General features: G+C 64.5%; 14 protein-coding genes. 8 read left to right on the top strand and 6 right to left on the bottom strand.

From position 1 onward, the window contains the following. Positions 1 to 107: 107 nt before the first annotated feature. Together MF4836_RS17380 and gloB are read right to left on the bottom strand one after the other, a co-directional pair. Positions 108 to 1,541 carry a transglycosylase SLT domain-containing protein gene (locus MF4836_RS17380; RefSeq protein WP_078471296.1) on the bottom strand — a complete coding sequence of 478 codons (1,434 nt, stop codon included), beginning with the start codon at positions 1,539 to 1,541 and terminating at the stop codon, positions 108 to 110. 99 nt (positions 1,542 to 1,640) lie between these two features. Next, positions 1,641 to 2,408 (bottom strand): hydroxyacylglutathione hydrolase, encoded by a 768-nt coding sequence (gene gloB / locus MF4836_RS17375; RefSeq protein ID WP_078471295.1) that lies wholly within the window; start codon positions 2,406 to 2,408, stop codon positions 1,641 to 1,643. A 65-nt stretch (positions 2,409 to 2,473) separates the two neighbouring features. Here gloB and MF4836_RS17370 point away from each other — a divergent pair, with 65 nt between their 5' ends. From MF4836_RS17370 to MF4836_RS17350, 5 genes are all read left to right on the top strand, one after another. Next, positions 2,474 to 3,232 (top strand): class I SAM-dependent methyltransferase, encoded by a 759-nt coding sequence (locus MF4836_RS17370; protein WP_078471294.1) that lies wholly within the window; start codon positions 2,474 to 2,476, stop codon positions 3,230 to 3,232. 95 nt (positions 3,233 to 3,327) lie between these two features. After that, positions 3,328 to 3,780, top strand: a complete 453-nt coding sequence (gene rnhA / locus MF4836_RS17365) for a ribonuclease HI (protein WP_078471293.1) — start codon at positions 3,328 to 3,330, stop codon at positions 3,778 to 3,780. 72 nt (positions 3,781 to 3,852) lie between these two features. Further along, positions 3,853 to 4,614, top strand: coding sequence for a DNA polymerase III subunit epsilon (gene dnaQ, locus MF4836_RS17360; RefSeq protein ID WP_020296090.1), 762 nt, complete (start codon positions 3,853 to 3,855; stop codon positions 4,612 to 4,614). A gap of 119 nt (positions 4,615 to 4,733) precedes the next feature. Further along, on the top strand, positions 4,734 to 6,989 hold the full coding sequence (locus tag MF4836_RS17355; protein ID WP_078471292.1) for an Orn/Lys/Arg decarboxylase N-terminal domain-containing protein: 2,256 nt from the start codon (positions 4,734 to 4,736) through the stop codon (positions 6,987 to 6,989). A 14-nt stretch (positions 6,990 to 7,003) separates the two neighbouring features. Then, the gene (locus tag MF4836_RS17350) at positions 7,004 to 7,588 is read left to right on the top strand and encodes a GNAT family N-acetyltransferase (protein ID WP_078471291.1); all 585 of its coding nucleotides are present in this window, start codon (positions 7,004 to 7,006) and stop codon (positions 7,586 to 7,588) included. Here MF4836_RS17350 and MF4836_RS17345 read toward each other — a convergent pair. Continuing rightward, positions 7,585 to 8,478: a LysR substrate-binding domain-containing protein gene (locus tag MF4836_RS17345; protein ID WP_078471290.1), complete on the bottom strand. Its 894-nt coding sequence runs from the start codon at positions 8,476 to 8,478 to the stop codon at positions 7,585 to 7,587. The genes MF4836_RS17350 and MF4836_RS17345 overlap by 4 nt on opposite strands. A gap of 89 nt (positions 8,479 to 8,567) precedes the next feature. Next, the gene (locus MF4836_RS17340; protein WP_078471289.1) at positions 8,568 to 8,804 is read right to left on the bottom strand and encodes a hypothetical protein; all 237 of its coding nucleotides are present in this window, start codon (positions 8,802 to 8,804) and stop codon (positions 8,568 to 8,570) included. A 229-nt stretch (positions 8,805 to 9,033) separates the two neighbouring features. On the opposite strand from MF4836_RS17340, the gene MF4836_RS17335 reads away from it, so the two are divergent. Together MF4836_RS17335 and MF4836_RS17330 are read left to right on the top strand one after the other, a co-directional pair. After that, positions 9,034 to 9,591 carry an NADPH-dependent FMN reductase gene (locus tag MF4836_RS17335; RefSeq protein ID WP_078471288.1) on the top strand — a complete coding sequence of 186 codons (558 nt, stop codon included), beginning with the start codon at positions 9,034 to 9,036 and terminating at the stop codon, positions 9,589 to 9,591. 132 nt (positions 9,592 to 9,723) lie between these two features. After that, positions 9,724 to 11,010, top strand: a complete 1,287-nt coding sequence (locus MF4836_RS17330; protein ID WP_078471287.1) for an arsenic transporter — start codon at positions 9,724 to 9,726, stop codon at positions 11,008 to 11,010. Between the two features lies 1 nt (position 11,011). Here the strand turns inward: MF4836_RS17330 and MF4836_RS17325 are convergent, their stop codons facing one another. Both MF4836_RS17325 and MF4836_RS17320 read right to left on the bottom strand, forming a co-directional pair. After that, entirely contained in the window at positions 11,012 to 12,454 is a 1,443-nt protein-coding gene (locus tag MF4836_RS17325) for an efflux transporter outer membrane subunit (protein WP_078471547.1), read from the bottom strand. Between the two features lie 53 nt (positions 12,455 to 12,507). Further along, positions 12,508 to 13,317 (bottom strand): helix-turn-helix transcriptional regulator, encoded by an 810-nt coding sequence (locus tag MF4836_RS17320; protein ID WP_078471286.1) that lies wholly within the window; start codon positions 13,315 to 13,317, stop codon positions 12,508 to 12,510. A gap of 587 nt (positions 13,318 to 13,904) precedes the next feature. On the opposite strand from MF4836_RS17320, the gene MF4836_RS17315 reads away from it, so the two are divergent. Further along, entirely contained in the window at positions 13,905 to 20,318 is a 6,414-nt protein-coding gene (locus MF4836_RS17315) for a non-ribosomal peptide synthetase (protein WP_078471285.1), read from the top strand. Positions 20,319 to 20,592: the final 274 nt, after the last annotated feature.

The following is a 20,592-nucleotide window of genomic DNA, read 5'->3' as shown; positions in this document are numbered from 1 at the left end:
GATGAGGTCAGGGGGAAAGGCTTGCCAGCGCTGCGCACTGGAGCGGGAGCAAGCTCCCTCGCCACAGCAGTCTTCCTGCTCAGCGCAAGCCCTTTGAGCGTCATCTATCAGTGCGGCAGGTAAACCGTCAGCATCTGCCCAGGCTTGAGGGCCTGGCCGGCGCGCGGGTTCCAGCGCTTGAGGTGCTGCATCTCGACGTTGAAGCGCTTGGCGACCATGTACAGCGAGTCGCCTTGCTTGACCTTGTACTGGGTCGACTTCTTGTTGTTGGCTGCGACCACCGTGGTGGTGCGGCCTGAAGTACGCCGGGTCTTGTCCTGCATGACCAGGGTCTGACCGACCTTGAGGTTCTTGCCGGTCAGCTGGTTCCAGCGTTGCAGGTCCTTGACCTCGACCTTGTTGGCCTTGGCGATGGTGCCCAGGTTGTCGCCGCGCTTGACCCGATAGGTGCGCTTGACGCCCGCGATCTCGGCGCGGGTTGCGCCTTCGAACACCGGCTTGAGCGGACGCTGGCTGATCAGCTCTTCAGGACGCATGGTCGACAGGCTGGTGGTCAGCAACTGCGCCTTGGACGTTGGCACCAGCAGGTGTTGCGGGCCGTCGATGGTGGTGCGCTGCTTGAATGCCGGGTTGAGCTGGAACAGTTCGTCCTCGTCGATATTGGCCACCGCCGCGACCTTGGACAGGTCCATGCGCTGGTTGATCTCGACCACCTGGAAGTACGGTTCGTTGGCGATCGGGTTGAGGTTGACCCCGTACGCCTCGGGGGACAGCACCACCTGAGACAGGGCCAGCAGCTTGGGCACGTAGGCCTGGGTTTCTGCCGGCAGCGGCAGGTTCCAGTAATCGGTGGGCAGGCCGAGTTTTTCATTGCGCTCGATGGCCCGGCTGACCGTGCCTTCGCCGGCGTTGTAGGCCGCCAGGGCCAGCAGCCAGTCGCCGTTGAACATGTCGTGCAGGCGGGTCAGGTAGTCCATGGCCGCGGTGGTCGAGGCGGTGATATCGCGCCGGCCATCGTAGAAACGGGTCTGGCGCAGGTTGAAGTAGCGACCGGTGGAAGGAATGAACTGCCACAAGCCCACCGCATCGGCCCGGGAATAGGCCATGGGGTTGTAGGCGCTTTCAATCACGGGCAGCAGGGCCAGTTCCAGCGGCATGTTGCGTTCTTCAAGGCGCTCGACGATGTAGTGGATGTAGAGGCTGCCGCGCTCGCCGGCGTTTTCCAGGAACGATGGGTTACTGGCAAACCACAGGCGCTGTTGTTCGATGCGAGGGTTGACGCCCAGGCCGTCCTGCAACTGGAAGCCCTGGCGCATGCGTTCCCAGACATCCTGGGGTACTTGCGGGCTGGGTTTTTCACTGAGCCAGATCGGCTTCTGCTTGATCCGGGCGTTGAAATTCTGGGTATGGCTGGCTTCGGTCTGGGGGACGTGGCTGGTGCTTTGGCAGCCCGCCAGGGTGGCGGACACAGCCACCGCGATAGCTTGAGCCAATCGCGTCAATGCGTCTGAATTGATGGTTTTACGAATAGATGACGACATTGGCTGGAAGTAAGTTCCGGGCAAAAATGTCGGGCGATTCTAGGAACCGCCCGAGGTTCGGTCAACCATTCAGAATTTTTGTACCAAGCAGCAGGGGTCTTAGAACTTATCTTTCCATGCCCTCAAGGCCGCAAAAACCGCACTCTGCGACGGGTTATCCCGGCCATTCCGTTCGTCAGCTTTTTGTTTAACGGATGTTTCCGCGGTGCGTAGAAAAGGGTTGGTGAGTTTTTCCAGGGCCAGGGTCGAGGGCAGGGTCATGCGCCCGTCCTCGCGCAGTTGGATGACCGTCGCCAGGCGCTCGGCGATGTCCGGGTTATGCGGCTCCACGGCCTGGGCGAACTTGAGGTTGCTCAGGGTGTACTCATGGGTGCAGTACACCCGGGTCTCGGCCGGCAGCGCGGCCAGGCTGGCGAGGGACTGATGCATCTGCTCCGGGGTGCCTTCGAACAGCCGTCCGCAGCCGGCGGCGAACAGCGTATCGCCGCAGAACAGCAGGCCGTCGTGGTAATAGGCGATATGCCCCAGGGTGTGCCCGGGCACGCTCATGACCTGAAATTCGCAGCCGAGTACGCTGACCCGGTCTTGGTCATCGAGCGCCACGTCGCGCCCGGGGATGTTTTCCCGGGCCGGGCCGTAGACCGTGGCGCCGCTCAACTGCTTGAGCTGCTCCACGCCGCCGACGTGATCGTGGTGGTGATGAGTGATCAGGATGTCGCTGAGGACCCAGCCGGGGTGCTGTTGCAGCCAGGCCACCACCGGCGCCGCATCACCCGGATCGACCACCGCGCAACGTTGGAGGTGCTGATCTTGTAACAACCAGATGTAGTTATCGGTGAAGGCGGGCAGGGCACTGATCTGTATCATCGTCGGATTCGCCAAGCGGAAAACAATGGCGCATCTTAGAACTTCTTGGCGGGTTGGAGAATGCAATGACCGATAAAGCGTTCGCTCAGGCCGATCCTGACTGGCTGGCTTTGATCAGCGCGGCCCGTGACTGGCTGTCCGGCCCACTGGGCCAATTTTTGCTCGATGAAGAACGGCGCATGCTCGATGACGAGCTGGGGCGTTTCTTTGGCGGTTACCTGGTGCATTACGGGCCTTCGGCGCAAACCCCGCCTGCAGCCCCTCAAGTGCAGCGCAACGTGCGCCTGGGCGCGCCCCTGCCCGGGGTGGAGATTGTCTGCGAAGAGCAGGCCTGGCCCCTGAGCGAGCACGCCGCCGACGTGGTGGTGTTGCAGCACGGCCTGGATTTCTGTCTGTCGCCCCATGGCCTGCTGCGCGAGGCGGCCAGCGCGGTGCGCCCGGGTGGCCATTTGCTGATTGTCGGGATCAACCCCTGGAGCAGTTGGGGCTTGCGCCATGTCTTTGCCCACGATGCCTTGCGCCAGGCGCGCTGCATTTCCCCGTCACGGGTCGGCGACTGGCTGAATCTGCTGGGCTTCGCGCTGGAGAAACGCCGCTTCGGGTGCTATCGTCCGCCGCTTGCTTCACCGGCGTGGCAGGCCCGCCTGGCCGGCTGGGAACGCAAGGCCGGTGACTGGCAACTGTCGGGCGGCGGCTTCTATCTGTTGGTGGCGCGCAAGATCGTGGTCGGCCTGCGCCCGGTGCGCCAGGTGCGGCGCGAGCCGATGGGCAAGCTGGTGCCGATGCCGATGGCCAAGGTCAACCGCCGTAACGTCGAACCCTGAAACTTTCTTTTTATTGCAGGCCGGGCTTTCCGGTCGCGGACTGCGTCGCCCGATCAGCGGCCGGCCGCACGGCATTCTTGATGGATAGGTTGTAAATGAGCGATAGCGTAGAACTCTTTACCGATGGCGCCTGCAAGGGCAACCCGGGCCCTGGCGGCTGGGGCGCGTTGCTGGTGTGCAAGGGCGTTGAAAAGGAGTTGTGGGGCGGCGAAGCCAATACCACCAACAATCGCATGGAACTGCTGGGCGCCATCCGTGGCCTTGAAGAGCTCAAGCGGCCCTGCGAAGTGACTCTGGTGACCGACTCGCAGTACGTGATGAAAGGCATCACCGAGTGGATGGTCAACTGGAAGAAACGCGGCTGGAAAACCGCAGCCAAGGAACCGGTCAAAAACGCCGACCTGTGGAAACTCCTGGACGAGCAAGTCAACCGCCACACCGTGACCTGGAAATGGGTCCGCGGGCATATCGGCCACCACGGCAACGAACGGGCCGACCAACTGGCCAACCGTGGCGTCGATGAAGTGCGCGGCTACAAACAGTCCTGATCCCCTCACGCGCGTCATCCGCCCCGGGCGTGCTAAAATCGCGCCCTTTGAAACATTGAGACCTGAGCACTGATGGCCAACAGATCTGTTGTACTCGATACCGAAACCACCGGCATGCCGGTGACCGACGGCCACCGGATCATTGAAATCGGCTGCGTCGAGTTGATGGGTCGACGCCTGACCGGGCGTCACTTCCACGTGTACCTGCAACCGGATCGCGAGAGTGACGAAGGCGCCATCGGCGTCCACGGCATCACCAACGAATTCCTGGTGGGCAAGCCGCGTTTTGCCGAGGTCGCCGACGAGTTCTTCGAGTTCATCAAAGGCGCACAGCTGATCATCCACAACGCGGCGTTCGACGTTGGTTTCATCAACAACGAATTCGCCTTGATGGGCCAGCACGAACGAGCTGACATCACCCAGCACTGCACCATCCTCGACACCCTGATGATGGCCCGTGAGCGTCACCCGGGGCAGCGCAACAGCCTTGATGCCCTGTGCAAACGCTACGGCGTCGACAACTCCGGCCGTGAATTGCACGGCGCCTTGCTCGACTCGGAGATTCTCGCCGACGTCTACCTGACCATGACCGGCGGCCAGACCAGCCTGTCCCTGGCGGGCAACGCCTCGGACGGCAACGGCTCCGGCGAAGGATCGGGCAACCGCGCCAGTGAAATCCGCCGCTTGCCGGCAGACCGCCAGCCGGCGCGAATCATTCGGGCCAGCGAAGCGGAGCTCGCCGAGCACCAGGTACGCCTGGAAATCATCGCCAAATCCGCCGGCGCGCCGGCACTCTGGACCCAGTTGGCCGAGGCCAAGGCCCAGCAGCAGTAGTTGTGCTCGCGCGACCTTTTATTGTCGAAGGTCGCAGCGGGGCTTACACCCAGCGGCTCAAGCCTCTACCCTGAGGTGATTGGCGGGCCAAGGTCCGCCGCCTCAGGACACCCCGCCCCATGTACAAAGACCTGAAATTCCCGGTGCTGATCGTGCACCGCGACATCAAGGCTGACACCGTTGCCGGTGATCGGGTGCGCGGTATCGCCCGGGAACTGGAGCAGGAAGGCTTCAGTATCTTTTCCGCCGTGGATTACGCCGAAGGCCGCCTGGTGGCCTCGACTCACCACGGCCTGGCCTGCATGTTGATCGCTGCCGAAGGCGCGGGCGAAAACACCCACCTGTTGCAGAACATGGTCGAGCTGATTCGCCTGGCCCGGGTGCGTGCGCCCCACCTGCCGATCTTCGCCCTGGGCGAGCAGGTGACCCTGGAGAACGCCCCGGCCGACGCCATGAGCGAACTCAACCAGTTGCGGGGCATCCTTTACCTGTTCGAAGACACCGTGCCTTTCCTCGCCCGACAGGTGGCCCGCGCCGCGCGCAATTACCTGGATGGCCTGCTGCCACCGTTTTTCAAGGCCCTGGTGCAACACACCGCCGACTCCAACTACTCCTGGCACACCCCGGGCCATGGCGGCGGCGTGGCTTATCGCAAGAGCCCGGTGGGGCAGGCGTTTCATCAGTTCTTTGGCGAGAACACCCTGCGCTCGGACTTGTCGGTCTCGGTCCCGGAGCTGGGTTCACTGCTCGATCACACCGGGCCCCTGGCCGAAGCCGAAGCCCGCGCTGCGCGCAATTTCGGCGCCGATCACACGTTTTTCGTGATCAATGGCACCTCCACCGCGAACAAGATCGTCTGGCATTCCATGGTCGGTCGCGATGACCTGGTGCTGGTGGACCGCAACTGCCACAAGTCGGTGTTGCACTCGATCATCATGACCGGGGCCATCCCCCTGTACCTGTGCCCGGAGCGCAACGAGCTGGGGATTATCGGGCCGATTCCCTTGAGCGAGTTCAGCCGCGAGTCGATCCAGGCCAAGATCGACGCCAGCCCGTTGACCCGGGGCCGGCCGCCCAAGGTCAAGCTGGCGGTGATCACCAACTCGACCTATGACGGCCTGTGCTACAACGCCGAGCTGATCAAGCAGAGCCTGGGCAACAGTGTCGAGGTGCTGCATTTTGACGAAGCCTGGTACGCCTACGCGGCGTTCCACGAATTCTTTGCCGGGCGCTACGGGATGGGCACCACGCGCTCCGCCGACAGCCCGCTGGTGTTCACCACCCACTCGACCCACAAGCTGCTGGCGGCCTTCAGCCAGGCCTCGATGATCCACGTGCAGGACGGTGGCGCGCGGCAACTGGATCGCGACCGCTTCAACGAAGCCTTCATGATGCACATCTCCACCTCGCCGCAGTACAGCATCATCGCCTCGCTGGATGTGGCCTCGGCCATGATGGAAGGCCCGGCCGGGCGTTCGCTATTACAGGAGATGTTCGACGAAGCCCTGAGCTTTCGTCGCGCCCTGGCCAACCTGAGGCTGCACATCGCCGCCGATGACTGGTGGTTTTCCATCTGGCAGCCGCCCCGGGTCGAGGGCATCGACCAGGTCCACACCCAGGACTGGCTGCTGGAGCCCGAAGGCGAGTGGCACGGCTTTGCCGGGGTCACCGACGACTATGTGCTGCTGGACCCGATCAAGGTCACCCTGGTGATGCCCGGCCTGACGGCGGGCGGTGCCCTGAGCGACAAGGGGATCCCGGCGGCGGTGGTCAGCAAGTTCCTCTGGGAGCGCGGCCTGGTGGTCGAGAAGACCGGGCTCTATTCGTTCCTGGTGCTGTTCTCCATGGGCATCACCAAGGGCAAGTGGAGCACCTTGCTCACCGAACTGCTGGAGTTCAAGCGCAATTACGACGCCAACGTCAGCCTCGGCAACTGCCTGCCGAGCGTGGCGCAGATCAACCCGGCGCGTTACCAGGGCATGGGCCTGCGCGACCTGTGCGACCAGCTCCATGCTTGTTACCGCAGCAACGCCACGGCCAAGCACCTCAAGCGCATGTACACCGTGCTGCCCGAGGTGGCGCTGAAACCGGCCGACGCCTATGACCACCTAGTGCGTGGCGAAGTCGAGGCGGTGTCGATCGACGCCTTGCAGGGACGGGTCGCCGCCGTGATGCTGGTGCCGTACCCACCGGGGATTCCGCTGATCATGCCCGGCGAGCGGTTTACCGAGCAGACCCGGTCGATCATCGATTACCTGGCGTTCGCCCGTACGTTCGACAGCAGTTTCCCTGGCTTCGTCGCCGACGTGCACGGCTTGCAACATGAAGATCAGGGCAATGGACGGCACTACACTGTCGATTGCATCAAGGTTTGAGGACGTTCCCCGCTATGCAGCCAGCCATGAATCCCAAGTACCCCGGCCTGTCGGTGCGGGTCGCCGACGACGGGTTTTCCGCCTATATCTGGGGCAGTGACTTCAGTTTCGAAGTCACGGCGTACGCCCAGGCTGAAACCGGCAAGGCGGTGGCGCAGTGGCCGCTCACGTCCATCGATCCATACCGCAAGTGCTATGGCATCGACCCGGAGGAGTTCAGCAGCTACCGCGACGCGGCCGACAGCGCGATTTTCATGGCCTACCTGGACGATCAGCCGGTGGGGCATGTGGTGGTCAGCACCAACTGGAACGGTTACGCCCATATCGACGAGCTGGCAGTGCATGCACCGGCGCGGCGCCACGGGGTGGCCAAGGCGCTGCTGGATGTGGCGCAGTTCTGGAGTCGCAAGAAAAAACTCCCGGGCATCATGCTCGAAACCCAGAACAACAACATCGGTGCCTGCCGCCTGTATGAACGCTGCGGCTACGTGATTGGCGGGGTCGATCACCTGCGTTATCGCGGCATCGACCCGCAGACCTCGGAAGTGGCGATTTTCTGGTACCGACTGTTCGCCGACGAGTTCGCCGCCCAGGGTTAGCCGGCGAGCAGGGCTTCGGCCTTCTCCGTCAGCAGTTCGAGCAGGGCGCTGATCACGCTGGACGGCTCGCGCTGGTGCAGGCTCAAGGCATACAGCGTCACGCTGATCGGTGGCGACAGCGGGCACACGTCAAGGCCGCCGCTGCGTGCGCCAAGGGCCGTGAAGGGGTCGACAATCGCCAGGCCTTCGCCGGCTTCGACCATGCTGCGCATCATCTGATAGGTCTGGACCCGGGTCTGGATCACCGGGCTGGGGCGAATATTCTGCAGCTTGCTGTCCAGGGTCACGCTGAGCGGGTCCTGGCCCTCCAGGCCGACCATCGCCTGGCCGGCGAGGTCTTGCAGGGCAATGTACTTCTGCTTGGGCTGCAGCCAGCCGTGGGGCGCGAGCAATTGCAGCTTGCCCTGGGCCAGGGGTTGGCAGTGGATATCGCGGTGTTCGGGGTTGTGCAGGCTCAGGCCCAGGTCGCAGTCGCGCAGCAACAGGCGTTTGACGATCTGGCGGGTGCCGTGGCTGGCCAGGCTGCAGGGGGTGTCGGGAAAGCGCCGGCGCAGGGCGGCGATGCTTTGCGGCAGCAGTTGCTGGGCCAGGGGCGGGGTGCCGTCGACCCGCAGCGGGGGTGCCTGATACTGCTTGAGGCTGTCAGCCAGGCGTTGCACGGGTTCGAAGGCGTCGTAGATGCCACTGATCCCGGCCTGCAACTCACGGGCTTCGCGAGTGGCCTGCAGACGTCCGCGGACGCTGGCGAAGAGCATGAAGCCCAGCTGGCTTTCGGCATCGCGCAAAAGCGCCTCGACCTCGGCCACCGACAATTGCAACAGCTCGGCGGCGGTGCCCAGGTGCCCGGTTTGCAGGAGCGCCTGAATCACTTCGATATGACGTAAACGCATGCTTGAAGTCCATGTCCAGCCAGTGAGGGATTCAATCGCTTGAATCCTAACTCAAGTCCGCGCATATGACTTCTGCTCATGACACCGGGTTATGAGGCAATGAAGGTCTCGGGTTCGCGAATGATGGTGATGTCCGATTGCACCAGCAGAAACTGGTTGTCGTCGAGTTTTTTGACGCGGTCGCCAATGGCCAGACGGTAGGTGGTAACAGGCTCGGAGCCGGTGAGACCGTCTGCCGACGGGGTGGATTCCTGGAATTCATGCACCGAATAGACGCGGCCTTCTGCGTCTCTTGCATGAAACTGTCCGACGAGTACTGCTGCCATCTTTTAGAGCCTCTGGAGATAAATCACTCAATTTGCGGTTCTGTAGACCGTGCTTGGGCGAGGTAAGTTTTGTACCGGTAAAAAAATAGTCCGCCGCCGCAAAGGGCAGTGCCGGGCCGGGCTGAAACAGGCTCTGGGGCACCATCAATTTGTGCGAACGGGGTGGCAGGATCGACCCGCGGTCATTTATAACTAGCGTCTTGTTCAACCAGATAGTCAGGAAGCAACCATGAGCAACGTTTACACGATTGCAGTGCTGGTCGGTAGTTTGAGAAAAGCCTCTATCAACCGCAAAGTGGCACTGGCGCTGGCTGAACTGGCGCCTGCCAACCTCAAATTGAACATCGTCGAGATCGGCGACCTGCCGCTCTACAACGAAGACATCGATGCTGCACCGCCGGCAGCCTACAGTACTTTTCGGCAACAAGTGAGCGCATCCGACGCGGTGTTGTTCGTGACCCCGGAATACAACCGCTCGGTGCCCGCGCCCTTGAAGAATGCGATTGACGTCGGTTCGCGGCCATATGGCCAGAGCGCCTGGAGCGGCAAACCGGGTGCGGTGATCAGTGTTTCCCCCGGTGCCATCGGCGGTTTTGGCGCCAACCACCACCTGCGCCAGTCCCTGGTGTTTCTCAACGTGCCCTGCATGCAACAGCCGGAAGCCTACCTGGGCGGCGCGGGGTCGGCGTTCGATGACAACGGCAAGTTGTCCGAGGCCACCCGGCCATTCCTGCAGAGCTTTATCAATGCCTACGCGCAGTGGGTCGAGCAGCACAAAAAAGCCTGACCCGCAGTCGCCGGCTTCCACGAAGTCGGCTCGCGGGGCTTATGCGCGTCATGTCCGCTGAACCGATCGATCCCCTGATCTCCCCATTCCATGGGTCCGACTAGCTGTCGGGCCCACTCAAGGCTGTTGCCCATGTTGACTGCTGGACTGATTTTTCTGCTGACCATTACCCTGGTGATCTGGCAACCCAAGGGCCTGGGCGTCGGCTGGAGCGCGGTGCTGGGCGCGGTCCTGGCCCTGTTGCTCGGGGTGGTGCACCTGAGCGATATCCCGCTGGTGTGGCAGATCATCTGGAACGCCACCGGCACCTTTGTCGCACTGATCATCATCAGCCTGCTGCTGGATGAAGCCGGCTTTTTTGCCTGGGCCGCGCTGCATGTGGCGCGCTGGGGGAGGGGCAGTGGACGACGCCTGTTCGCCTTTATGGTGCTGCTGGGGGCGCTGGTGTCGGCGCTGTTCGCCAACGACGGGGCGGCGTTGATCCTGACCCCGATCGTGATTTCCATGCTCCTGGCCCTGCGTTTTTCCAAGGCCGCGACCCTGGCCTTCGTCATGGGCGCGGGCTTTATCGCCGACACCGCCAGCCTGCCGCTGGTGGTCTCGAACCTGGTGAACATCGTCTCGGCGGACTTTTTCAAGATCGGTTTCAACCGTTACGCGGCGGTGATGGTGCCGGTCAACCTGGTCAGCGTCGCGGCCACACTGGGGGTGCTGATGTGGTTTTTCCGCCGCGACATCCCCCGTGCCTACGACCCCGAACAGCTGGAGCCGGCGCACAGCGCGATCCGCGATAAACCGACCTTTATCGCCGGCTGGTGCGTGCTGCTGATCCTGTTGCTCGGCTGTTTTGCCCTGGAGCCCCTGGGCATTCCCATCAGTGCCATCTCGGCGGTGTGTGCCGCCTTGCTGCTGGCGGTGGCTGCCCGCGGGCATCGGATTTCCACGCGCAAGGTGCTCAAGGACGCGCCATGGCAGATCGTGATTTTCTCCCTGGGTATGTACCTGGTGGTCTACGGCCTGCGCAATGCCGGGCTGACCCAATACCTGGCCGGCTGGCTGGACAGCTTCGCGACCTGGGGCATCTGGGGCGCAGCCATGGGCACCGGGTTGTTGAGTGCCTTGCTGTCTTCGATCATGAACAACCTGCCGACCGTGCTGATCGGCGCGCTGTCGATCGATGCCAGCCAGGCGCAGGGGGTGGTCAAGGAGGCGATGGTCTACGCCAACGTGATCGGCAGCGACCTGGGGCCGAAAATCACCCCGATCGGCAGCCTGGCCACCTTGCTCTGGCTGCACGTGCTGGACCGCAAGGGCATCCATATCGGCTGGGGTTATTACTTCAAGGTCGGCATCGTCCTGACCTTGCCGGTGTTGCTGCTGACCCTGGCGGCGCTGGCCCTGCGCTTGTCGCTGGGCTGAACTAGCCGCCGGCGCCGTGCTGCGGCGCCGGCAGCCTGGCCAGTTCGGGGGACTCCTGCCAGCCGCCGCCCAGGGCGGTGTACAGGTTCACCTCGGCCATCAGTTGCGCCAGCCGGTCATTGATCAGGTCCTGCTGTGAGCTGAACAGCGAACGTTGTGCGTCGAGAAACACCAGGTTGCTGTCCAGACCCATGCGGTAGCGGTGTTCGGCCATGTTGTAGTAGTCCTGGGTCGCCTCCACCAGGCGTCGCTGGGCATCGAGCTGCTGCTGGTAGGTGCTGCGAGCGGCAAGGCCGTTGGACACTTCCTGGAACGCGGTCTGGATCGACTTTTCATACTGGGCGACCCGGATGTCCCTTTGCAGCCGGGAGTAATCCAGGCTGGCCCGCAGGCTGCCGGCATTGAAGATCGGCAGGTTGATCTGCGGCTGGAAGGTCCAGCCCCCGGAGCCACCCTTGAATAACCCGGACAGTTCCAGGCTGGAAGAGCCGGCGTTGGCGGTCAGGCTGACACTGGGGAAAAACGCCGCGCGGGCCGCACCGATATTGGCGTTGGCGGCCATCAACTGATACTCGGCCTGGAGGATATCCGGGCGCCGTTGCAGCAGGTCGGAGGGCAGGCCGGCCGGCACGGCGACTATCAGATCGTTGGCCAGGGGCTGACCGGGCAGCGCCGGGGAGACCTCGGCCCCCACCAGCAGGCTCAGGCTGTTCAGGTCCTGGGCCACCTGGCGTTGATAGCGGGCCAGGCTGGCCCGGGCGCTTTCGACGCTGGTGCGCGCTTGCAGCACATCGAGGTTGGACAGCTTGCCGGCGGTGCCGCTGCGCGCGGTCAGGCGCAGGCTTTCCAGGTTGGCCTCCAGGGTCTTGCCGCTCAGCACCAGCAGCTCCTGGTCGGCGCGCCAGGTCAGGTAGGCGTTGGCCACGTTCGCCACCAGGCTGATCTGGGCGCTGCGTTGCGCCTCTTCGGTGGCCAGGTAGCTGAGCATCGCCTGCTTGCTCAGGCTGCGCACGCGGCCGAAGAAGTCCAGCTCGTAGGCGCTGATGCCCAGGGTCGCGGAATAGGACGACTTGATCAGCGGCTTGCCGGTGCCTGTGATGGCGGGCGGCAGGCGCTGGCGGCTGCCGCTGCCGTTGGCGCTCACGGCAGGGAACAGGTCGGCGCGCTGGATCCGGTACTGCGCCTGGAACGCCTCGACATTCAAGGCCGCCACCCGCAGGTCGCGGTTGTTGTCCAACGCGCTCTGGATCAACTGCCGCAAGGTCGGGTCACGAAACAGCTGATGCCAGTCGGTGCTGCTCGCCAGGGCGCGCGACCCCGTGTCGCCGGGCGCCTGGGGGTAGAGCGCGGGCGCCGGTGATGGCGGTTGCTGGTAGTCCGGGATCAGCGAGCAGCCGCCCAGCAGCCACGTCAACAGCACCAGGGACAGGGCTGACCTGGGCAGTGAGCGACTTTCCCCAAGGGTGAAGCAGCTGCCTGATGCCGAAGTGCGGCGGATCACGCGCCGACCATCCACTTGGCCAATCCATGGCGGCCGCTTACCCCCAGCTTGGCGGCGGCACGCTTGAGGTAGGTTTCGATGGAGCTGTTCTTGAGGCTGAGTTTTTCCGCCAGTTGCGGCACCGTGCCGCCGCTCAGTAGCCCCAGGCACACCTCTTTTTCCCGGGCCGAGAGGGTGATGTCATTGCGCGACAGGCGCTCGTCGAACTCGCGTTGCAACAGCGCCTGCTCCGGCAGCGCCGGCAACCCGCCGGCCCAGGCCTGGCCCAGGGCGGCATTGCGGTTGGCCTGGGCGTGACGCTCGATCAGCGGCAGCAGGGTTTGCGACAGGCTCTTGAGAAACGACAGTTCGGACAGGGAAAACACCCGCAGATGGCGCGGTCGGTAAAAGGAAATGACGCACCGTCGATTGGACGTGCGCGACACCAGGCTGCACTGATGGGAGGTTTCGCGGACCGTATGGCGGCTTGCAGGATCGCCGGCCCGGGCGTTCACCTGGATCAGCAGCGCGTCGTCCATTTCGAGCATTTTTTCCAGCAGGGGCTGGGCGTTGCGTTGCCAGGAGGCGGGGCAGGGGCTGTCCTCGCGCAGGGTGGCGCTGCCCAGGGGCTTGATGTCCAGCAGGGAGGCGAGTTCTTCATCGAGGGTCCATTCGCTGAGTTCGACTCGGGTTACCGGAACGCGTTTTTCCACCAGGTGCAGCATATTGGCGGCGAATCGGTCGTTGCCGGTGCTGGAGATCAGCTCGCCCAGTTCGAAGTAGAACGGCGGGCTTTCGATGGTTCCGATACTGCTGGTCAGACTCATATCCTTATCATCCTTGATGTAGACAGATCGTCGAACGTTGAACGGGGGCAGTGGGGGCTGATCAGTTCTCCATGAAGCTGAGCCAGCACCCGACATTTCATTAAATCCCATGGAATTGTCTGAGGTCTGTACGGGAACACCGGGACAAACGCTGCCATGAAAACCACGGGATTAATTTGACGCTTGCGCTGATTGGCCGCCTTATTGTTCTGGGAAGTGTTTGTAACCTTCTGAAAGTAATGGGTTTGTTTTTTTGACCCGATGACGACCAGGCGAGCGGCGTGCCTGAGCTATGGCGGATTTCCTACAGCCATATAAGCCAAGCTTCTGGAACTTTCTGCTTGCGCCCGATCCAGGCACCCGAGCTGTCCCGACTGGCGCCAAGCTGCTTCCTTCCCGGGGCCTAGGCAGCGCGGCAGGTTGTCCGGGTTTCGGGTGTCACGCGGGTGTTGGGGCTGATGCTTAAATCCCGTGATACCCCCCCATCGTCGGCGCCGCGCCTGAGGCCAGCACTTCGCGCGCGCTGCGGGGCCATCACATGAGAAGGATCTTATGACGCTTTTTTCTGCCGCCCCGGGTGCCCGTCCATGAACCCGGGCCCAGCGACTCCGCACACCTTTGCCCTGACCGTCGCCCAAAGCGATATCTGGCTCGACCAACTGAGCCGGGCGGATTCGCCGCGTTACAACATCGGCGGCTATGTCGAGCTGGAGGGGCCGGTGGATCCCGGGCTGATGCAGCGCGCCATCGAGCTCCTGGTGCACAAGCATGACGCCCTGCGCACCGTGCTGCTGGCCGATACCGGCCCCGACGGCCTGCCGTTGCAGACCTTCGCCCGCGAAGTGCCGGTGCACATGCCGCTGCATGATGTTTCCCGGCACACCGAACCGATGGTTCAGGCCCATGCCCTGATGCAGCAGCAAATGGCCCGGGTCTATGGGCTGTATGGCGCGCCCCTGTTCCGTTTCTTCCTGGTCAAGCTCAGTGCCAACCATTACCTGCTGGGCACCCAGGCCCATCACCTGATTCTCGATGGCTGGGGCTTCGGCCAGATGCTGGATTCCCTGGGCGGAATCTACAGCGCCCTGGTCCAGGGCCAAGCCCCGGAGCTTGAGGCCGCGTCCTATATCGACTTCATCCACGACGACGCGCGCTACCACAGCTCGCCGCGCTACGCCCGTGATCGTGCCTACTGGCTGGACAAATACCGCAGCCTGCCCGAGCCGCTGCTGGTGCCGCGCTATCGCGAGCGTTACCCGCGCCATGGGGCGCCGGGCGGGAGCATGGTCCGGGCTTTCCCCGGGGCCCTGCATGAGCGCATGCAACAGCAGGCGAAAACCTGGCAGGCCTCGGTCTTTCATGTGCTGCTGGCGGCGCTGTATGTCTACTTCACCCGCACCGGCGAGCGTGACGAATGGGTGGTTGGCTTGCCGATTCTCAACCGCTCCAACGCACGATTCAGGTCGACCCTGGGTCTGTTCACCCAGGTCAGTGCAGTGCGCCTGGCCTTTGGCCGGGAGCTGACCTTTGCCGAGCTGGTGGCGGCGATCCGCGATGGGCTGAAACAGGATTTTCGCCACCAGCGGTTTTCCCTGAGTGAAATGAATCGCGCGCTGGGCCTGTGGCGCGAGGACCGTGGCCAGGTGTTCGACCTTTCGGTGTCCTATGAGCAGGACGACCATGATTACCGTTACGGCGAGGCCCGGGCCCAGGCGATCAAGGTGCCGAACAACCACGAGCCGATGCCGCTGGTGATCCACCTGCGCAGCAACCGCTACAACGACCAGGCGTGGATTCACTACGTCTACAACCAGGCCTATTTTCAGGAGAACGACGTCGAGGCCCTGGCCGAGCGTTTTATCCATGTGCTGGAACAGGGGCTGGCTGACGGCGCGCGGAGGGTTGGCGAGTTTTCCCTGGTCACCGCGCACGAGGCGGCGCAGATCCGGCAATGGAACGCCACAGAGCGTCACTACCCGGACCGCCGGACCCTGCACGGCCTGTTCGAGACCCAGGCGCGGCTGAGCCCGGAAGCGCCGGCGGCGGTGCACGGTTCGCAGTCCGTCAGCTACGCCGAGCTGAATCGCCGCGCCAATCAGTTGGCCCACCTCCTGCTGAGTCAGGGAGTGCAGCCGGGAGACCGGGTGGCGGTCCTGCTGCCACGTTCCCTGCCGTTGCTGGTCAGCCAGTTGGCCATCAACAAATGCGCGGCGGTCTATGTGCCGCTGGATATTCAGGCCCCTGGCCAGCGCCAGGGTTTTATTCTCGAAGACAGCCGGGCGCGGCTGCTGCTCAGCCATGGCGACCTGGTCCTGGAGTGCCGGACCCCGCGCATCGATCTGGAGCAACTTGGCCTTGAACGCCAGCCGGCGCACAACCCGGAGCTGGCGCAGTCGTCGCAAAGTGTCGCCTACCTGATGTACACCTCCGGCTCCACCGGCGTGCCCAAGGGGGTGCTGGTGCCGCATCGCGCCGTCAGCCGATTGGTGCTGAACAACGGTTACGCCGAGTTCAACCGCCATGACCGGGTGGCGTTCGCTTCCAACCCGGCGTTCGACGCCAGCACCCTGGAAGTCTGGGCGCCCTTGCTCAATGGGGGCTGCGTGGTGGTGGTCGAGCAAGAGGTGCTGCTGTCCAGCCAGGCCCTGGCGAAGTTGCTGCTGGAGCAGAACGTCAGCGTGCTGTGGATGACCGCCGGGTTGTTTCATCAGCACGCCGATGGCCTGATGCCGGTCCTGCATCGCTTGCGCTACCTGATAGTCGGCGGCGATGTGCTGGACCCGAACGTGATTGCCCGGGTGCTGGAGCAGGGTGCGCCGCAGCATCTGCTCAACGGCTATGGCCCGACCGAAGCCACGACCTTTTCCACCACCTTCGAGATCCGCCAGGTCGGGGCCGGAGGCATTCCCATTGGCCGGCCCATCGGCAACAGCCACGCCTATGTGCTCGATGCCCGCCAGCAGCCGGTGGCCGTGGGCGTGGTCGGCGAGCTGTATATCGGCGGCGCCGGGGTCGCTCAGGGTTACCTGAACCAGCCGCAGCTGACGGCGGAAAAGTTTCTCGCCGATCCCTTTGCCAGCGATCCCCGAGGGCGGATGTACCGCACCGGCGACCTGGCCTGCTGGCGCGCCGACGGCGTCTTGCTGTACCAGGGGCGCAATGACCAGCAGGTCAAGCTGCGGGGCTTTCGCATCGAGCTGGGGGAGATCGAAAGCTGCCTGGCGACGTGTGCCGGGATCAAGGACGCCGCCGTGCTGCTGCGCGAAGACAGTCCGGGCAACAAGCGCCTGGTGGCTTATTTCACGGTCCATGCCGGCGCTGGCGAGGTGTCGATCAAGAGCCTGCACGCCAGCCTGCAAGGCCGGTTGCCGGAGTACATGCTGCCCTCGGCCTACGTGCAATTGCCGGCGCTGCCGCTGACCGCCAACGGCAAGCTCGACCGCAAGGCACTGCCGCTGCCGGCGGCCTCGGCCGTGCTCAGCCGCGACTACGAAGCGCCCCGGGGCGAGGTCGAAATCACCCTGGCGCAGATCTGGGCCGAGGTGCTCCAGGTCGAGCGGGTAGGGCGCCACGATCACTTCTTCGAGCTGGGCGGGCATTCGCTGCTGGCGGTGAACCTGATCGAGCGCATGCGCCAGGCCGGTCTTGGCGCCGATGTGCGGGTGCTGTTCAGCGAGCCGACCCTGGCGGCGCTGGCGGCGGCGGTGGGCAACAGCCGGGAAGTCCAGGTGCCGGCCAACCGCATTGCCCCGGGTTGCACCCACATCACCCCGCAGATGCTGGCCCTGGTCAGCCTCCAGACGCAGGATATCCAGCGCATCGTCGCCGGTATCCCCGGCGGCGCGGCCAATGTGCAGGAGATCTACCCCCTGGCGCCCTTGCAGGAAGGCCTGCTGTACCACCACATCAGCGCCGAGCACGGCGACCCTTATCAGCAACACGCGATGTTCGCCTTCGCCAGCCGCGAACTCCTTGAGGCCTTTGCCCAGGCGCTGCAACAGGTGGTGGAGCGCCATGACATCCTGCGCACCAGCCTGGCCTGGGACGGCCTGGAGCAACCCATGCAAGTGGTGTGGCGCGAGGCGCGGCTGACGCTGGAGGAGGTGCGGCTGGAACCGCAGTCGGGGGATATCCTCGGACAGTTGGCCGCACGCTTCACACCCGCGTTGCGCCCGCTGGATATCCGCCAGGCGCCGATGATGGCCATGGCCTGGGCCGAAGACCCGCTGCAACAGCGCTGGATCGGCATGTTGCGCTTCCATCACCTGATCAACGACGCCACCTCGACGGCGGTGCTGATCGCGGAAATCCAGGCCCACCTGCGGGGTCAGCAAGGCCGATTGGCGCCTGCGGTCGCCTATCGCAACTACGTGGCCCAAGCCCGCCAGGCCAGTCGCCAGGCCGAGCACGAAGCCTTTTTTACCGCCTTGCTCGGCGACGTCGACGAACCAACCCTGGCCTTCGGCCTGCAGGCGTATCAAGTGGAGCGCGACGACCAGGAGCAGGTGCAGTGCCTGCTCGACACCGGGCTGGGGCGCCGCCTGCGGCGCCAGGCACGGCAACTGGGGGTGAGTGCGGCGAGCCTCTACCACCTGGCCTGGGCCCAGGTGCTGGGGTGTCTGTCCGGGCGCGATGACCTGGTGTTCGGCACGGTGCTGCTCGGCAGGTTGCAGGCTGGAGAGGGCGCGGACCGGGCCCTGGGCATGTTTATCAATACCCTGCCGCTGCGGGTCAAGCTGGCGGGGCGCAGTGTCCAGCAGGCGCTGCGCGAGACCCATGACGGCCTGAGCGCGCTGCTGGTCCACGAGCATGCGGCCCTGGCCCTGGCGCAGCGCTGCAGTGGTGTGGTGGCACCGACGCCGCTGTTCAACAGCCTGCTCAACTACCGGCATGCCCCGGCCTCCGTGGCCTTGGCCGGGCTGGCGGGTATCGAGCTGTTGAGCAGTGAAGAAATTGTCAGCTACCCGCTGAGCCTGGCGGTGGATGACCTGGGCGCGGGCTTTCACCTGTCTGCCCGGGCCCCGCGCGCGGTCGGCGCGCAACGTCTGCTGGATTACTTGCCGAGCGCCCTCGACGGCCTGGTGCAGGCCCTGGAACAGACGCCGCAGCAGCCCCTGGCGCAGGTGCCGATCCTGCCGCAGGCCGAACGTCGCCAGCTGTTGCAGGAGTTCAACGCCACCGTCGAGGCCTACCCCCATGACCAGACCCTGCATGCCCTGATCGAGGCCCAGGTCCGACGCACTCCCCAGGCGGTGGCCCTGGTGGCCGGCGAGCAGCAGCTGACTTACCACGAGCTCAATGCCCGGGCCAACCAGCTGGCCCATCACCTGCGCGAGCAAGGGGTGCAGCCCGATTCTCGGGTGGCGATCTGCGTCGAGCGCGGGCTGGAACTGCTGGTCGGCCTGCTGGGCATTCTCAAGGCCGGCGGCGCCTATGTGCCGCTGGACCCGGGTTATCCGCCGGAACGCCTGCACTACATGTTGCACGACAGTGCGCCGGTCGCGGTGCTGGTCCATGGCGCAACGCGGGCGCTGATGGAAGGCAGTCGGGTGCCGCTGATCGACTTCGACCGCTGCACCTGGCAGCACCAGCCTCACAGTGATCCCCAGGTGCCGGGGCTTGGGGTTTCGCACCTGGCCTATGTGATCTACACCTCGGGTTCCACCGGCACCCCCAAGGGGGTCATGATCGAGCACCGCGGCCTGGGCAACCTGCTGCACTGGAGTTCGGGCCTGTGCCCGGGGGCGGCCAGCGGCAGCCTGTTGCAGAAGGCCCCGTTCAGTTTCGACGGCTCGGTGTGGGAGCTGTTCTGGCCGTTGAGCATCGGCATGCGCCTGGTGCTGGCGCGCCCCGATGGGCACCGGGATCCGGCGTACCTGGCGCGGCTGATCCGCGAACAGGGGATCACCCTGGTGAAGTTTGTGCCGGCGATGCTGCAGCAGTTCCTCGAGCTGGATGAAGTCAGCCAGTGCCGGAGCCTGACCGACGTCTTCGCCGGCGGCGGCGAGCTGACCGCGGCCATGGCCCGGCGCTTCCAGCAACTGTTGCCCCAGGCTCGCCTGCACAACGTCTACGGGCCCACTGAGGCCACCGTCGACAGCAGCGCCTGGACCCTCGAACCCGGGGCCGAAGTGCCGCCGATCCAGCTGCCGATCGGCCGTCCCATCAGCAATACCCGGCTGTATGTGCTGGATGCCCATGACGCGCCGGTGCCCCTGGGTGTCAGCGGTCAGTTGCACATCGGTGGGGTCGGTGTGGCCCGGGGCTACCTGGGCCTGCCCGAGTTGATGGCCGAGCGTTTTATCGACAGTCCATTCGTGGCCGGCGACCGCCTGTATCGCACCGGCGACCTGGTGCGCTACCGCGCCGACGGCAACCTGGAATTCCTCGGGCGCAACGACTTTCAGGTCAAGCTGCACGGGCTGCGGGTCGAGCTCGGGGAGATCGAGGCGCGACTGGCCAGCCACCCGGCTTTGCGTGAAGTGGTGGTGCTGATGCGCGACGAGCGCCTGGTGAGTTACTACACCCAGCGCGGCGCGACGCCGGCGCCGACGGTCGAAGCCTTGCGCGCCCATGTGCTGGCGCAATTGCCGGAGTACATGGTGCCTTCGGCCTTTGTCCAACTGGCGGCGTTGCCCCTGAGCCCCAACGGCAAGCTGGACCGCCAGGCGCTGCCGGCACCGGGCCTGGATGCGGTGGTAAACCGGGGTTACGAGGCGCCCGAAGGAGCAGTGGAAATCACCCTGGCGCAGATCTGGGCCGAGGTCCTGAAGATCGAGCGGGTCGGGCGCCATGATCACTTCTTCGAGCTGGGTGGCCACTCGCTGCTGGCCGTGAGCCTGGTGGCGCGCATGCGCCAGGCAGGGCTGGAGGCCGATGCGCGGATGCTGTTCAACCAGCCGACCCTGGCGGCGCTGGCGGCGCGGATCCTGGTGCCGGTGCAGCAGGTGGACGTACCGCAGACCACCATTCCCCAGCTCAACCGCAAGCGGCGCCTGTAAGCCGCGCAGACCACCGTCAGGCCCCGCAGTTCGGGCCTGGCGGCCCGGCCGGGGGGCTTGTCCCGGCTTCCCATGTCATGTCCGCAGACGTCGATGGTTTAGTTTTTCGAGCCTGCGGGGTGCCCCGTCGGGCCCGATGTCCCTGTCACTTTTACAGACCACGGCCCACGCGTATCCCAGGTCGGCACCGAGTGCCGGGTGCTTCGGCGCGGCGGTCGCCGGCGGGGCACAGGTTGCAGCTGAACATGGACTTTCTCGACAACCGTTTCCGAAT

This window comes from Pseudomonas sp. MF4836 (assembly GCF_002018875.1).
GTDB lineage: Bacteria > Pseudomonadota > Gammaproteobacteria > Pseudomonadales > Pseudomonadaceae > Aquipseudomonas.
The sequence above is the reverse complement of the archived record's forward strand: the minus strand, read 5'-3'. Positions and strand labels throughout refer to the sequence as shown.